Source organism: Algoriphagus persicinus (assembly GCF_035156415.1).
Taxonomy (GTDB): Bacteria; Bacteroidota; Bacteroidia; order Cytophagales; family Cyclobacteriaceae; genus Algoriphagus; species Algoriphagus persicinus.
The window spans coordinates 242,179-255,787 of record NZ_JAYEEY010000003.1 but is presented as its reverse complement, the minus strand read 5'-3'; the positions used below and the strand labels follow the sequence as shown (position 1 = coordinate 255,787).

General features: G+C 38.1%; 14 protein-coding genes. 10 read left to right on the top strand and 4 right to left on the bottom strand.

Features of this window, described 5'->3' with window-relative positions; translation table 11 throughout:
• Positions 1 to 116: 116 nt before the first annotated feature.
• Positions 117 to 743, top strand: coding sequence for a tyrosine-type recombinase/integrase (locus U3A58_RS04200; RefSeq protein WP_323822137.1), 627 nt, complete (start codon positions 117 to 119; stop codon positions 741 to 743).
• Between the two features lie 365 nt (positions 744 to 1,108).
• Here the strand turns inward: U3A58_RS04200 and U3A58_RS04195 are convergent, their stop codons facing one another.
• The gene (locus tag U3A58_RS04195) at positions 1,109 to 2,770 is read right to left on the bottom strand and encodes an EVE domain-containing protein (RefSeq protein ID WP_323822136.1); all 1,662 of its coding nucleotides are present in this window, start codon (positions 2,768 to 2,770) and stop codon (positions 1,109 to 1,111) included.
• A 241-nt stretch (positions 2,771 to 3,011) separates the two neighbouring features.
• Between U3A58_RS04195 and U3A58_RS04190 the strand changes: the two genes are divergently transcribed.
• Positions 3,012 to 3,494, top strand: coding sequence for a tyrosine-type recombinase/integrase (locus tag U3A58_RS04190; RefSeq protein WP_323822135.1), 483 nt, complete (start codon positions 3,012 to 3,014; stop codon positions 3,492 to 3,494).
• Positions 3,495 to 3,590: 96 nt separating this feature from the next.
• On the top strand, positions 3,591 to 3,806 hold the full coding sequence (locus U3A58_RS04185) for an ArsR family transcriptional regulator (protein WP_323822134.1): 216 nt from the start codon (positions 3,591 to 3,593) through the stop codon (positions 3,804 to 3,806).
• A gap of 68 nt (positions 3,807 to 3,874) precedes the next feature.
• On the opposite strand, the gene U3A58_RS04180 is transcribed toward U3A58_RS04185, so the two are convergent.
• From U3A58_RS04180 to U3A58_RS04170, 3 genes are all read right to left on the bottom strand, one after another.
• A complete protein-coding gene (locus U3A58_RS04180; RefSeq protein WP_323822133.1) occupies positions 3,875 to 4,837 on the bottom strand; it encodes a LamG domain-containing protein in 963 nt (320 codons plus the stop codon).
• Positions 4,838 to 4,861: 24 nt separating this feature from the next.
• The gene (locus U3A58_RS04175; RefSeq protein ID WP_323822132.1) at positions 4,862 to 5,647 is read right to left on the bottom strand and encodes a DUF6503 family protein; all 786 of its coding nucleotides are present in this window, start codon (positions 5,645 to 5,647) and stop codon (positions 4,862 to 4,864) included.
• 607 nt (positions 5,648 to 6,254) lie between these two features.
• A complete protein-coding gene (locus U3A58_RS04170; RefSeq protein ID WP_323822131.1) occupies positions 6,255 to 6,710 on the bottom strand; it encodes a protein-disulfide reductase DsbD domain-containing protein in 456 nt (151 codons plus the stop codon).
• Between the two features lie 457 nt (positions 6,711 to 7,167).
• On the opposite strand from U3A58_RS04170, the gene U3A58_RS04165 reads away from it, so the two are divergent.
• From U3A58_RS04165 to kaiC, 7 genes are all read left to right on the top strand, one after another.
• Positions 7,168 to 7,548 (top strand): hypothetical protein, encoded by a 381-nt coding sequence (locus U3A58_RS04165; RefSeq protein ID WP_323822130.1) that lies wholly within the window; start codon positions 7,168 to 7,170, stop codon positions 7,546 to 7,548.
• Positions 7,549 to 8,106, top strand: a complete 558-nt coding sequence (locus tag U3A58_RS04160; RefSeq protein WP_323822129.1) for a tyrosine-type recombinase/integrase — start codon at positions 7,549 to 7,551, stop codon at positions 8,104 to 8,106.
• 735 nt (positions 8,107 to 8,841) lie between these two features.
• Complete coding sequence (locus U3A58_RS04155) at positions 8,842 to 9,147, top strand: hypothetical protein (protein ID WP_323822128.1); 306 nt, start codon at positions 8,842 to 8,844, stop codon at positions 9,145 to 9,147.
• 18 nt (positions 9,148 to 9,165) lie between these two features.
• Complete coding sequence (locus U3A58_RS21760; RefSeq protein ID WP_416377281.1) at positions 9,166 to 9,411, top strand: SH3 domain-containing protein; 246 nt, start codon at positions 9,166 to 9,168, stop codon at positions 9,409 to 9,411.
• Positions 9,412 to 9,629: 218 nt separating this feature from the next.
• A complete protein-coding gene (locus U3A58_RS04150; protein ID WP_323822127.1) occupies positions 9,630 to 10,241 on the top strand; it encodes an InlB B-repeat-containing protein in 612 nt (203 codons plus the stop codon).
• A 45-nt stretch (positions 10,242 to 10,286) separates the two neighbouring features.
• A complete protein-coding gene (locus U3A58_RS04145) occupies positions 10,287 to 11,315 on the top strand; it encodes a hypothetical protein (protein WP_323822126.1) in 1,029 nt (342 codons plus the stop codon).
• Positions 11,316 to 12,045: 730 nt separating this feature from the next.
• Positions 12,046 to 13,563 carry a circadian clock protein KaiC gene (gene kaiC, locus U3A58_RS04140; RefSeq protein ID WP_323822125.1) on the top strand — a complete coding sequence of 506 codons (1,518 nt, stop codon included), beginning with the start codon at positions 12,046 to 12,048 and terminating at the stop codon, positions 13,561 to 13,563.
• The last annotated feature ends 46 nt before the right edge of the window (positions 13,564 to 13,609 follow it).

The following is a 13,609-nucleotide window of genomic DNA, read 5'->3' as shown; positions in this document are numbered from 1 at the left end:
ATCGAACTTAAAACCACAAATAGAGCACATATTATCTGCTGTAAATCAGCTAGATGTACTAAATAATCTATGTAGTACGAAAGGAAAGTGGGAAATCATAAGTTCGATATTTCCCGATGATGAAGGTCTTAAAGGTTTACTACCCAGATCAATACCTCCAAGCAATGAATGAAGTAAAGCTGGGTAAAGTGATCCTTGATGCCCGATCTGTCCAGCAACTATTCCGCCTTGATGGAATTGATTTTACTGACATGAATCATGACCAACTCACCGGGGTCATTAGACAGGTCACCAGTCTACAATCTGATTCAGAGCTGACACATTACCTTCAGGACATCCAAAATCGACTGGAGGACCAAATAATAAGGTATTTCTTTAAGTTGGTGAAAGATCTACCATCACAATTTATTTTTCCCATGTTGAGTTATGATGATTTCAAAGATTCACTCGAAAATGGTAAGGACTTTACTCAGGAACAGGAGTACCTTCTTCATCGAGCCAGAACCCGACATAACAGTGCATTAAAACTAGTAAGTGAAACAATGGGTATACCTACCTTAACAGGACACGTACCAAGACATACACTGGCCAACCACATGGCATACATGGGGAACTCCGAAGAAGATATCAGACAGGTACTTGGTCACGCCAACGTCCGAACAACGAAGATCTACCTTAGAGAAAGACATGGGTTTTCGGGGTCATTTGACATTATGAAACGGTTTCATCAGTTGAAAAAGTAAGTGTATAACCGATTGATTTCAACCGATTTTTTCGTGATTTTCTATTCCTGATTTTTTTCCTCATCCTCACGGGTACCAGCTTCTTCGTAACGATTTTGAGGAAGTTCGAAAAATCAGATCTGACTTATCGTCAAAAGAAGATAAGTTAGAAGAATCTACATAAGGATATTCTTTGTGGACCATTTAAAAGGGATTTAGAACTAATCATAGAGTTATCTGGATTTTTTGAAAAATAAGGACTTACAAAATCTCAAAAATTGTATAAATATATTGTGGGCTTTATGATATCTACTAAAATTAGTTTTCATAATGCCAACCATTTTCTTTATGAGGACCATGCGGTATCTCTTCAGAAAGAAACAAAACTACTTCTCCACCAAAACCTTGAGGATTTCAATCCGATTTCCAGATCTGATCTCCAAAAAGTTAAGCCCAATAGGCAAGTTCCCCGCTAATTCTGTCAATATCCTATTCATTTCTGTTTCATCGGTAGCCTGGTAATTTTGGCTGAAGAACAGATGAGAGAAAATCCTGAATTCGATGAGTTCAGTCAATCTGGCATTTCCTAAATTGACCTGTAATATTTTCCCTTTATTCGGGTTTGGATAGGCAAACCATTTAGTTTCGATTGCAAGATCAACAATAGGCAAAACAGACATCACCTTTCCAAATGAATAAAGTTCATTGGACTCTAAGTACCGAATCCTATAATACAAGCGCTCGCCGTTAAGAGGAAGCTTATTATCTCTAAACTGATAAGAAAGGGTATCCATAGAAAATCCCTGGCTTTTGATTTCTCCTATTTTTTTAAAATCAGCAATGCCTTGTATCGACCTTTCGATTTCAAAATGGTCATTTCCGGTTTCTTTGATAGTAGTCCAATGAAGGATTACCGAAGGGATTTCTTTGTTGTAAACAAGCTTTTCTTCAGTGACTTTGATCGGTAAGATTCTAAAACACCAATCTCCGGTTGAGGAATCCCAATAATTTTGATCAGTTATGACAGTATATGCCGCTGTGCAACCTGACAGATCTGTGCTGATGCTGGCAACCTGGGTTCCACACTTAAAATATTGCGGCTCTCCTGAGTTTACATTAAAGTATTGGTTGGCAAACTGAGAATCAGAAAACAACCTGAAACGAGGTTCTCCGGAAATATTAACAGAGTTAGTATTTATATTTCCCCAGTTTTCAAATAAAGTCGATCCACTCAGATTAAAAGACTCAATATTAAGAGAACCATTGGCTTCTACGGCTACATAAGAATCTCCTGCTATACTGATTCCGCTACAGACATTGGATCTACCGGCTCCTTTGATCAGCAGCGCGTTTTTTAAATTAATATCAGATGCCGTAAAACCCGGGTTTCCGGCATCAAGAATAAGATTTGACACTATGAATAGCCCTTCGACTATTATTTTATTAGAATTTCCATTTACAAAAGCCAGAGTTTCGATGACCTTCAAAACTCCTAAGGGGCTTATATGGAAAAGAATACCCTCGTATTGACTGTTGGTTGGGTATATGATATTATAACTTTCTACTTCTACCCTATCTTCAACATAAAATTGTGCCTGTTTGGAGTAGAATATATTTATCAGATTGACTAGGGCATTACTAGTTCCTGTTGACTTTAAAAATCTTACAGTAGCTCTTTCAAGTAAATAAAGATTTCTCCAAGTACTGAGAGAGACATTATCTCCCAGATATATTCTATAATTCGAGCCTAAAAATGCAAAGTCAAAATCTGGATTAATCAGCAAATTATGATTGATATTCACATTTACTTGACAGTTGTCCTTGTAAGAGTTTAGACTTGGCAAGCTCCCAGCAGAAGCCAAGGGAGGATAAAGGCTCGTCGAATTATTTGAACATCCAGAGATATTTACTTTGTCCCAGCAATTGCCATCTGTCCAACTCGAGGTGCAATTGGTCTTGGTAGGATTATAAGTGTAGGTCTGGCCATAACTACTACCTGCAACGATAAAAGTAAAAAGACGAAGATATGTCAGCAATATACTTTTCATTTTTCACTGGAACAGTTCTCAAATGGGTGATTTAAAATGAAATGCTTTTTACAAGTCAAGAATTACATAAAATTGTATTTATTATATTTTTCATATATTTCATTGCACTATTTTAATAAATTTACATGATTCTGCAAAAGAAAAAGAGATTTATCTTATCGGTATTTGTAAACTCTTAAGGAACTATTTTTGCATCTAAGAAAACATGGGGGATAAGTGGTTTCTACAAGGTTCGTGCTTCGTGCCTAACTTTCTCACGGGCGGACAGGAAATTATAGCTTCGAAAAGTCCTACGTTTCTTAGCTTACCTCAGGACATCCAAAATCGACTGGAGGACCAAATAATAAGGTATTTCTTTAAGTTGGTGAAAGATCTACCATCACAATTTATTTTTCCCATGTTGAGTTATGATGATTTCAAAGATTCACTCGAAAACGGAAAGGATTTCACTCAAGAACAGGAGTACGATATTCATCGAGCTAGAACCCGTCATAACAGTGCATTAAAACGAGTCAGTGAAACAATGGGGATACCTACGTTGACAGGGCACATACCGAGACATACACTGGCCAACCACATGGCCTACATGGGTAACTCGGAAGAAGATATCAGACAGGTTCTTGGTCACGCCAATGTCCGCACCACCAAAATCTATCTGAGAGAAAGACATGGATTTTCGGGATCATTTGACATTATGAGGAGGTTCCATCAGGTGAAAAAGTGAGTGAAGAACCGATTGGTTTCAACCAATGCAAATCAATGCTTTCTGAAAATCAGGAATCCTTTAATCGCATCAGTGAAGTTCTGTCTTTAGCAGGAAATGAGGTTCGGTTCAAGATCTCTGTCAACCGAAAAACAACTGTGTCCATGTGACCTTTCCGATATCCTTGATATGACGACTCCGGCAGTTTCGCAGCATCTTCGTAAGCTTAAAGATGGACGAGTAGAAGGCAAACGAGTCGGTCAGATGAATCTTGAAATATTAGCCCTTTGGGGCTTTTTTAACTTCCACCGGATTTTTGAGATACTCGGTTAAAGTTGTAGATATAGAGATGGGAAGGATAGGGAAAATTATTTAAAAAGTCGAGCGTAAGTGGTTGCTAATTATTTAACAAAATCACCATTTATATAAGGATTCAAATCTGTCACCCCACCGTTCAATTCGTAAAGGTCTCTAACTTCATCAGGCGTCAGGGAGCGATCAAAAATTGCTAAATCATCAAACATCCCTACAAATGGGCCTGTGCCTAACCTGATCTTGGCCTCTGACAAGTGCCAGACAAAGGGCTCGGTTATTCCACCCGTTTCGCCTTGAAACTTGGCATCGAAATAAAGCTTTCCCCGAGCAATCTCATCTGTATTGATGCCTTCCCAGGTGACTACTACATGCGTCCACTTATCAGAAGAAAATGGTGGCTTGACGATTTTTAACAGTCGCCAGAAAAATTCTTCACCGGCACCTTTCAGGTTCTTTTTGTCCCAGACCTTTTGATCGCCGAAAATTCCCAGCCGGAAATCTGAAGGTGTATCATTCTTCGTGAAATCTACCCAGATGGCAGAATTGGAGTAGTCTTTATCCGTAAGCTGCACAGGATCTGTATACGTTTGAGGTATTTTTTGGGGATCCAGCTTTAGCCAAAAAGAGAGCGTACCACTAAAGTCTTTAGTAGTATAGGGTACATTCTTCTCCGCTTTAAAAAAAACCACATGACTATTCTCTAAGGTGAATTCAAGGGCATCCCCAAATTCCCCCTCTCCTTGTACAATCGCTAAGGCAGGATTTCCAAGCCCAGGTTCTGAGGGTCCTGGGTTTTGTTGATCAGCCGCTGTTTTACCGGAATAGATCCGAGGATCCCCAAGCGCGAAATCAGCATCTGCTCCCTCATCAAAAGAAGCATGGAAAGTAAGTGATTTCGATAGAATACTAAGACTGCCCGGCTCACGCTTATCATTGGCTGCAACCCCATTGGCACCTCCCCTGTCTGCTGCACCTTTGGATTTTTCATCAGAAGAACATGCATATGAAATTGCGCTTATTACCAATAGAAAAGAATAAAGCTTGTTCATGTAAAAGTCAAACGTTAAGAGAAATCAGTTTCTATAAGAGGTCAGTGGTTCAGATTTAATTAAAATATCGGTGCCGATGTATTCATTGTTTTTGTTCCAATACCATTTGCGTACCTTCGGCATTTTAATACACTCCACATCCTCCTCTTGTTCCAGTAAAATATATTCCCCGCTCTTCGGGTCTCCGTGGTTAAAGCGATACGCTTTCAAAGCAAAAGTTTCAGGTTCAAGGTAGAAAAACCAGTTATCCGAGCCTACAGATAAATCAAAGTTTACATCTAATACCTGGTATGGTTTTCCATCAAACTCCTCGACCCGTCCAGCTTGAGTAACTTTGACACCGGCATCGGTAAGTTTCATCGGGAGACCATAGAGGTATGGATAAAAACTATGAACCCATTTCAAAGATTTTGGCGTCAGTCCGTACTTCTCCCGATCTTCTTCACTGATTACCGGATTACCGTCCAACAGGTAAAAATCGTTGCCGTCGGCAAAGCCTTTAACCACCTCTTTTCCATCCTGACGGCTGATGTGGGCAAAGTAACCTGTGGAGTTGTCCAGCTCTATCTCAAAGGTATGCTCCTGACCGGCTGTATCGGCGCTACTTAAGTACAGGCGGGTTTTAAGCTTCGACCAGTTACCTTGCGGATCATGGTAGGCCAGCGATCTGTTCAGAAGTTCGGAATCAGACGCTGTTTTAGACTGGCAAGCGCCAAACAGCAATAATACTATCAAAGAACTTAATGGAAAAAAGGACAGGAATTTCTTACATGCCTTGGAACGAGAAATATTTGAATGAATACAATCCATGGTAAACTGTTTATTTTTTCTGAAAGAATACTTTAAAATTTATCACAAACCCTTATCCCCAGAGGAATGAATGTAGAATAAACCAGCACAAACTCCTACTTTACATAATCAATATTTGAAATAAGCTGCAAACTGTTGTTGCCTATCAAAATTGGTTTACCGAGGCGACATTCTTCTTTACCGCTCTATAATTTTAAAACACCTCGTGGGAATACAAAGGTGCAAACGAAGGTCAAGATTGGTTTCATAGCAGCTAAAGCGATAGTCCGATAAATTATCTCAAAAGGGTACTGGACTTCTTCTCAACCGAACTTCGCCGCACTGGGGTTTCCCGTGGGATCCTTTGGGAAGTATACAAACAAGTCAGTTCAGACTGATATGGGTATTCACAGTTTTGCCATCATTTTGATCAAAATAGCTCCCAGCCAAAGTCAAGCCGTCACTGGCACCTGAACATACTCCGAGTAAAAAAAATTGAATTGAATTTGCAGGCAAAACCTTATTTTAGGTTGACTGGGAAACCCCAGAAGTCATCGCCTGAGAAATATACGCCAACTTTATATTTACTTTGTCTTTAAATTCTCTTTTGTTCATTTTCAAATAATAACTAATCTAGTTCGACAACGGCAAAAAATTCAACACTTCTGGGAAAAAGACATTTAATGGAATCACATGCCTGATATTGGAGTTTCCCAAATAGCCTGTGAGAACCTTTCCGGAGGGTTGAAGAAGGGACAAATACTGTATTTATATCAAATTTTCCGTCGTATACCTCAAGAGGGAGATCAGATCCCTGCAGTTTAAACTTTTTGGCAGGAGGAAAAATGTTCTCCCGGACTTCCCATCCATTTTCTTCTCTCCACGTGAGAGTGGTGGGAACAAGACTTTCGTCTTTCACCCTATTTGCCTGAATGTGGTATCCCCACATCACTTCCACTTCCACACGTACCTCCAAAGGTATATCCGAATGTCCAAAAGCCTGGGGAGCATTGGCTTTTACGGGTGTGACGCCTTGGGCCTGTGCTTCCAGTGAAATAATGAATATGAGCAACCAGCGTATCACAGACTTTCGACCAACAGTTCATCAAGCATTTCTCTGAGCTTAACCCGCCGCACATCAAACGCCGCAGTATTCAGGAAGGAATAGAACCTGATGTTTCCTGACCGGTCAATAATTAGGTTAGAGTCAATAGAACCGCTGTTTTGACCAAATAACCCTGCTTGCCTGGTTTCCAACTCATAGTCAGGAGTTGTTCCAAATTAAATTTGGTTACTGGCGGAATTCCGTATATTCATATTGTTTTATATTATTATCTGCTTTACTACCACTATAACAAATTAAAGAGGTATTGAAGATCAATTTCACTTGTTGTGGACAGTGGACGAATATCCGCACTATTTGACATTCTGATTTCTTGTAGTGAAAGAATTGCGGAATTTATAATCCTTTGAAACGACTTGTAACATTTAATCAAGACCACCATAAATTGTACATCTTCAAACATCTAAAACGCAATAAAATGAAACTATCAACCTTTTCAATCATTTGGGCAGTTCTATACGTCGGCTTCGGACTTGGACTACTTATTATTCCTGTTCAGTTCATGGCGACTTATGGTGTAACACTTGACAGCAATGGAACACTAATGGCTCGCTCATTCGGTACAGCATTGACAGCTTATGCCTTGACATTTTTTTTAAACCGCAAGATTGCTGCGACAGACAAAGGTTGGTATAACCTTTTGCTAACAAGTTTTATTTACAACATTGTTGACATTCCCATTATGCTGATGGCGACACTGGATGGAGTAATGAATTCACTGGGTTGGATTCCGGTAGCGCTTCATGTATTTCTTGCTGCGACTTTTGGTTACTTCACCTTCAAGAAAGGACAAGGGTAATTGAACCTGACTGGCACCCGATCTATTCAGCAACTATTTAGACTTGAAGGAATCGATTTTGTCAACATGAACCATGAAGAACTCACCGGGGTCATTAGACAGGTCACCAGTCAACAATCTGATTCAGAGCTGACACATCACCTTCAGGACATCCAAAATCGACTGGAGACCCAAATAATTAGGTATTTCTTCAAATTGGTTAAAACCCTCCCAACCCAGTTTCTTTTTCCTATGTTGAACTACGATGATTATAAGGATTCACTCGAAAATGAAAAGGGTTTCACCCAAGAACAGGAGTACCTTCTTCATCGAGCCAGAACCCGTCATAACAGCGCATTAAAACGAGTTAGTGAAACAATGGGAATACCTACATTGACGGGACACGTACCCAGACATACACTGGCCAACCACATGGCATACATGGGTAACTCGGAAGAAGATATCAGACAGGTACTTGGTCACGCCAACGTCCGCACCACCAAGATCTACCTAAGAGAAAGACATGGGTTTTCGGGATCATTTGACATTATGAGGAGGTTCCATCAGGTGAAAAAGTGAGTGAAGAATTGATGGATTTCAACCGATTTTTTCGTGATTTTCTATTCCTGATTTTTTTCCTCATCCTCACGGGTACCAGCTACTTCCTGTCATTTGAAAGGAAGTATTTGACTTGAATCTTATTGTAAATAGGATTTATCTATTGTCAAATTTCGCCATCTTCTCAAAAACGATCTGCTTGTTTCGACTATTAAGAAGGTTTCCTGAAATACCACCTATCGAAATTTGACGATTTGTAAGTATCCAAACATTTCATTTTGATTTGGAGACAAGCATCTTTTAAAAGGGAATTTTGACACATTATCTAAGCTTTAAGTGATAGGATTTCCAAGATATTGGGTGACATATCGAAAAGTCTCCAGTTCCTTTCGAAATTCTTCAATTAGAGGATTAAATTTTACTTTGAAAGATTTTTAATTTTTAGGTGAACGTAGAAAACTGTATTTTGTGAAGCGGTTGTACAGAGAAAATGCTAAGCCAACCGTGTGAAGTGACCAGGGGAAAACAAATATCAGCAATATATCACGGTGGATTTCCTTAGATATTGAACCGCTACGCATCTTTTTGAAAAATGATACAGACCTGCGCTAAATTCAGAGCTTGTTGAGAAGTGAGGGTTTCGAAATGCTAAAGATCTATTCTCATGTGAAGAGGATGGATTTATTCAGATTATTAGAGATATGAGAAATATGCGCAATTGCGTATATATTTTGTTAGAACCAAAATTAAAGAACCATGAAATCAACAATTTTACTTTTTATCATCGCGATAGTTCTTTCATCATGTAATTACAATAAACTGGAAGGAATTTTCATTTATACAGAAGTTCCTAAGGAGAAAAAGAAAGATGAAAGTCTTTTTGGATGGGGAGTTGAACTTGGAAAAGAGATAGCATGCTCAAGTATTGGGGTAATTACATTTAAAAATGGCAAGTGCTATTATTCAATGTCTTTCTTCGGTGTAAAGCAAGAAATGAAAGTAGATTACCATATAGATAACGGAGTAATTTATATCAATTCAAATATGTTTAACCAAGGTTGAGTAGGTTTATTTGAATTAATAGATAATAATACAATAGCTTATCAAGGATGCATTTTTAAACGGGTTGACCTTAGCAAATACAAAGAAGGAAAAACAAGTTCAAAAGTAAACCTGAGAGCAGGTCCAGGAAGAAATTATGACATACTTAAATCCTTAGATAAAGACAAAGAAATATTTTTGATTGAAAAGCAAGGAGAATGGGTTAAAGTAAGAGCAAATTGGAAGGAAGGTTATATACATCAAGATTTTATTAAAACTGATTAAAATTTGAGATGATGTATTTTAATATCCCTTTTGTATTTTTCAGTTATCTACTAAAAAAACAATGTAACTATTGGTCCTGTATGACCAATAGTTGAAGTAATTAATTAAAATTTTAATTATATATGTATATGATAAGATCAAAGTTTTTGTCAATTATTATAATAGGTTTTCTCACTATTTCTTGTGAAAGTGAGAAGGAGCTTATGAGCTATTCCCTAATGACTGAGGTGATTCCTGCAGAGAGCGGTAAAATCAACCCTTCGGAGGGGAAATTCCAGGATGGTGAGGTTATTAGTGTTATTGCTGAACTCAATCAAGGATGGGTATTTCAAACATGGGATGGAGATGTAATGAGTAATACTATTCCACTTACCTTAACCATGAACTCTGATAAAAAGATAAATGCGATTTTTATAAGAAAAGATTACCCATTGACTATTACTGTAGAGGGTGAGGGTTTGGTAGAAGAAAAAGTCGTTTTTAATCCTAATATGAGAGAGTATCCTTACGAAACAATTGTCGAATTAATACCTAGGCCTAAAGAGGGGTGGGAATTCATTGAATGGGGCGGGGACTTGAGCGGCAATAATTTAGTAGAAAGAATCACAATTGATAAAGAAAAAATTGTTGTAGCTAAATTTTTTCCTTCATCATTCATGAAATATTTTGGAGGAAGTAAAACAGACCGAGGAACTTCTATTAATAAAACCTCAGACGGTGGTTACATTATTACTGGATACACCTTTTCAAATGATGAAGATTTTAATAATCAATTTAATGGAGGGATTGATATTATAGTTATAAAATTAAATTCTAATTTAGAAAAATAATGGATAAAAACATTTGGGGGAAGTAGTATTGATATTGGATCTTCAGTGATAGAATCTCAAGACGGAGGATATACAATTACAGGTAGAACAGCATCTACAAATGGGGATTTTTCAAATAGGACAAGAAGTGATTTCGATATTTTTGTATTGAAATTAGATTTAAATGGAAATAAGGTATGGACAAAGACATTTGGTGGGGCTAATGGTGCTTTAGGTTATGCAATAATTCAAACTCAGGATGGTGGTTATGTAGTAACTGGTATTTCTTTTTCAAACAATGGGGATTTTGATGGATTAAGAAAAGGAGAGGCCTACACTTATTTGTTAAAATTAAACTCCTCCGGGGAAAAGCAGTGGATTAAGTCATTTGGGGGAAGTAAGAGCGAAATCGGAAATTCTATTGCCCTATCTCAAGATGGCGGATACGTTATTACAGGAATAACAACTTCAAATGATGGGGATTTTATTGGAATGAATAAAGGAATAGGAAATGTATTTGTTTTAAAAACTAGTTCAACTGGGCAAAAAGAATGGGTGAAGACTTTTGGGGGGAATAAAGAGGATGCTGGTTATTCCAAGGATGAAAGTTATTCCATATATAGTTGTTTAGATGGAGGCTTTGTCTTGTCCGGAAAAACCACCTCTTTAGATGGGGATTTTGGCGTTAATAAAGGTGTAAGTGATGTCTTTGTTATAAAAATTGATTCAAGAGGGGAAAAAGAATGGATAAGGACATTTGGAGGAACAAATGGAGAAACTGCATATTCAATAATTCAGACAGAAAATGGAGGATACATTTTGACAGGGGAGTTTACATCTGATGATGGGGATTTTGCTGGATTAAATAAAGGTGATTCAGATGCATTTGTGATCAAACTTGATTCCAAAGGAAATAAACAATGGATTAAGGCATTTGGAGGTTCTAACAAAGAACGTGGTTCTTCAGTTGTCCAATCTTCAGATAGATCTTATGGGATTACAGGACAGTTTATGTCAAATGATAAAGATTTTTCTGGAGTCAATAAAGGGTTAGAGGATGTTTTAATAATTAAAATAAGTTTTGATGGAATATAATTTCCTAATAGGATATTGTATTTGATAAAGGCTAGCTTTCTCAAGCTGGCTCAATTATGCCATGTATCAAAGTTAGTTGCATAGAAAAGTTAGTGCCTTAGGTGTCGATGTGATCATATCTGTAGGTAACGGTGCACCTCTCACATCACCGTACGACGGGTCTCGTGAAGGTTCACTGGGATAACGATTGTTTTTTGAGGTATTAATCCAAAAAATGGAAGAATTCACTGCAAGGTGATTTTCCAATCCTGAGTTTTTTTCATCATGCTCTCAGGTACCACCTACTTGTTAAAGATCTTGAGGAAGTTGGAAAAATCGGATCTGACTTATCGTAATAAGTAGATAGGTAAAAATCTTAAAATCTTGTCCTTCTCATAGCCTATCAAAGATCTGACTACACCGAGAGGGGAAGGTGACGACCACCGGCTGATTGGAAATATTAAATCAAGAATAGCTGGCGGATCAAGTCTTTTTGGGAATGAAAAAGACCAATCTTTCAAGAGTTTCATAGCTGCGATTTACCAAACATTTCAAATTTGCAATAGACGGTGTTTCGGGCTCCGCAGACAATTTTGTGGTAACCGAGAGTTTTGTGCTCCGCATAAACATTTGTGCTAAAAAGCCCGCCGTTTCCAAGCTGAAACACGTTAGGGGTTAAGTAGTATAGTATGACGCAACGGAAATAATAATCGACCTGTACGAACTAAGTAATGAGATAAATCGACATTGTATGAAAAAAACTTCTCCAAAAAAAGGTGTTTCTCCTAATAAGCAACTACAAAAGTGCCTTACAGGCATCAAAGGCTTTGATGAAATTACCGAAGGCGGACTCCCGAAAAACAGAACTACTTTAGTCAGTGGAGGTGCAGGCTCCGGAAAAACCCTTTTAGGACTTGATTTTTTAATCAATGGTGCAATCAAGTTCAAAGAGCCGGGTGTCTTCATGTCTTTTGAACAGACAGACGATGAACTTTTTACAGACGTGGCTTCTCTTAGCATGGATTTGCATGGGCTTGTTGCACAAAAGAAAATTTTAATAGAACATGTGATTTTGGAGCGAAAAGATGTTCTCGAGAACGACTTTAACCTTGAAGGGCTATTCGTTCTTTTGGAGAATGCTATTGATTCCATTGGTGCCAAACGAGTAGTTTTAGACTCTATTGAATCTATTTTTGCAGGCATCACAGATCTCGGAATTCTTCGTATAGAGATAAAAAGACTTTTTAGATGGCTTAAAGAAAAACAAGTTACTGCAATTGTTACCGGCGAACCAGCACAGGAAACTTATACCCGTCATGGTCTGGAGCAGTATATTTCCGATTGCATTATTTTACTGGATAACAGGGTTACTGAACAGCTTGCAATCCGCAGAATCCGTATAATTAAATATCGTGGATCGAAACATGGAACCAACGAATATCCTTTCGTAATTGATAAAGATGGACTTTCAGTAATTCCCATCACCTCTGTAGGGCTTGATCAACCGGGCACAACTCAAAAAGTCTCGACAGGAATTCCCTCGTTAGACAAACTGTTCATGGGGTCTAAACCCGGTTATGCCAAAGGCAGCACGGTACTTATTTCAGGTACCGCAGGCACCGGGAAAACAAGCTTAGCTGCTGCATTCGCAGCGGCAAGTTGTAAACGTGGAGAACGTTGTCTATACTTATCCTATGAAGAATCGGCGGGTCAACTGGTTCAAAATATGGGTTCTATCGGCATTCAATTAGAACCATTGATAAAAAAAGGACTCTTAAAGATCCAGTCTAAGAGGCCGGCTTCATTAGGTTTAGAAATGCATTTAATTGATTTATATAAACTAATTGCAGAATTTAAACCAATAACAATTGTCATAGATCCCCTTACAAGCCTTCTAGGACAGGGTGATCAACGTGAAATACAATCAATGATTTCCCGCATGATTGATGTTTTAAAATCAAATGGCATCACCAGCCTTTTTACAAGTCTTGTTAATTCTGCCGCACAAAATGATACGAGTGGAGAAATTGGAGTATCCTCATTAATAGACACCTGGATAGTAGTAAGAGAATTAGAAGAAGAGTTAACCAAAAAACGCATTCGTGGACTTTTCATTGTGAAGTCTCGGGGCACGGGTCACGACAGCGATGTACATAAACTGGTTTTAAGTGATGATGGAATTAACTTATTGCCAATGGAAAGTTTATCTACAGGGTTAGCCAATAAGGAAAAAAAGGTTGGTAAAAATGTTTCTGAAGGTAAAAATTGATAAAACAAATTAAAGGTTAATAGTTAAAGAAGTGGTTATCTTAGGA

What these genes read in the sequence shown, in the direction of transcription:
- U3A58_RS04200 (WP_323822137.1), top strand. Translation starts at nt 117, where the DNA reads ATGATGAAGGTCTTAAAGGTTTACTACCCAGATCAATACCTCCAAGCA.
- U3A58_RS04195 (WP_323822136.1), bottom strand. Translation starts at nt 2,770, where the DNA reads ATGAAAAGTATATTGCTGACATATCTTCGTCTTTTTACTTTTATCGTT.
- U3A58_RS04185 (WP_323822134.1), top strand. Translation starts at nt 3,591, where the DNA reads ATGAGGTTCGGTTCAAGATCTCTGTCAACCGAAAAACAACTGTGTCCA.
- U3A58_RS04180 (WP_323822133.1), bottom strand. Translation starts at nt 4,837, where the DNA reads ATGAACAAGCTTTATTCTTTTCTATTGGTAATAAGCGCAATTTCATAT.
- U3A58_RS04175 (WP_323822132.1), bottom strand. Translation starts at nt 5,647, where the DNA reads ATGGATTGTATTCATTCAAATATTTCTCGTTCCAAGGCATGTAAGAAA.
- U3A58_RS04165 (WP_323822130.1), top strand. Translation starts at nt 7,168, where the DNA reads ATGAAACTATCAACCTTTTCAATCATTTGGGCAGTTCTATACGTCGGC.
- U3A58_RS04155 (WP_323822128.1), top strand. Translation starts at nt 8,842, where the DNA reads ATGAAATCAACAATTTTACTTTTTATCATCGCGATAGTTCTTTCATCA.
- U3A58_RS04150 (WP_323822127.1), top strand. Translation starts at nt 9,630, where the DNA reads ATGACTGAGGTGATTCCTGCAGAGAGCGGTAAAATCAACCCTTCGGAG.
- kaiC (WP_323822125.1), top strand. Translation starts at nt 12,046, where the DNA reads ATGAAAAAAACTTCTCCAAAAAAAGGTGTTTCTCCTAATAAGCAACTA.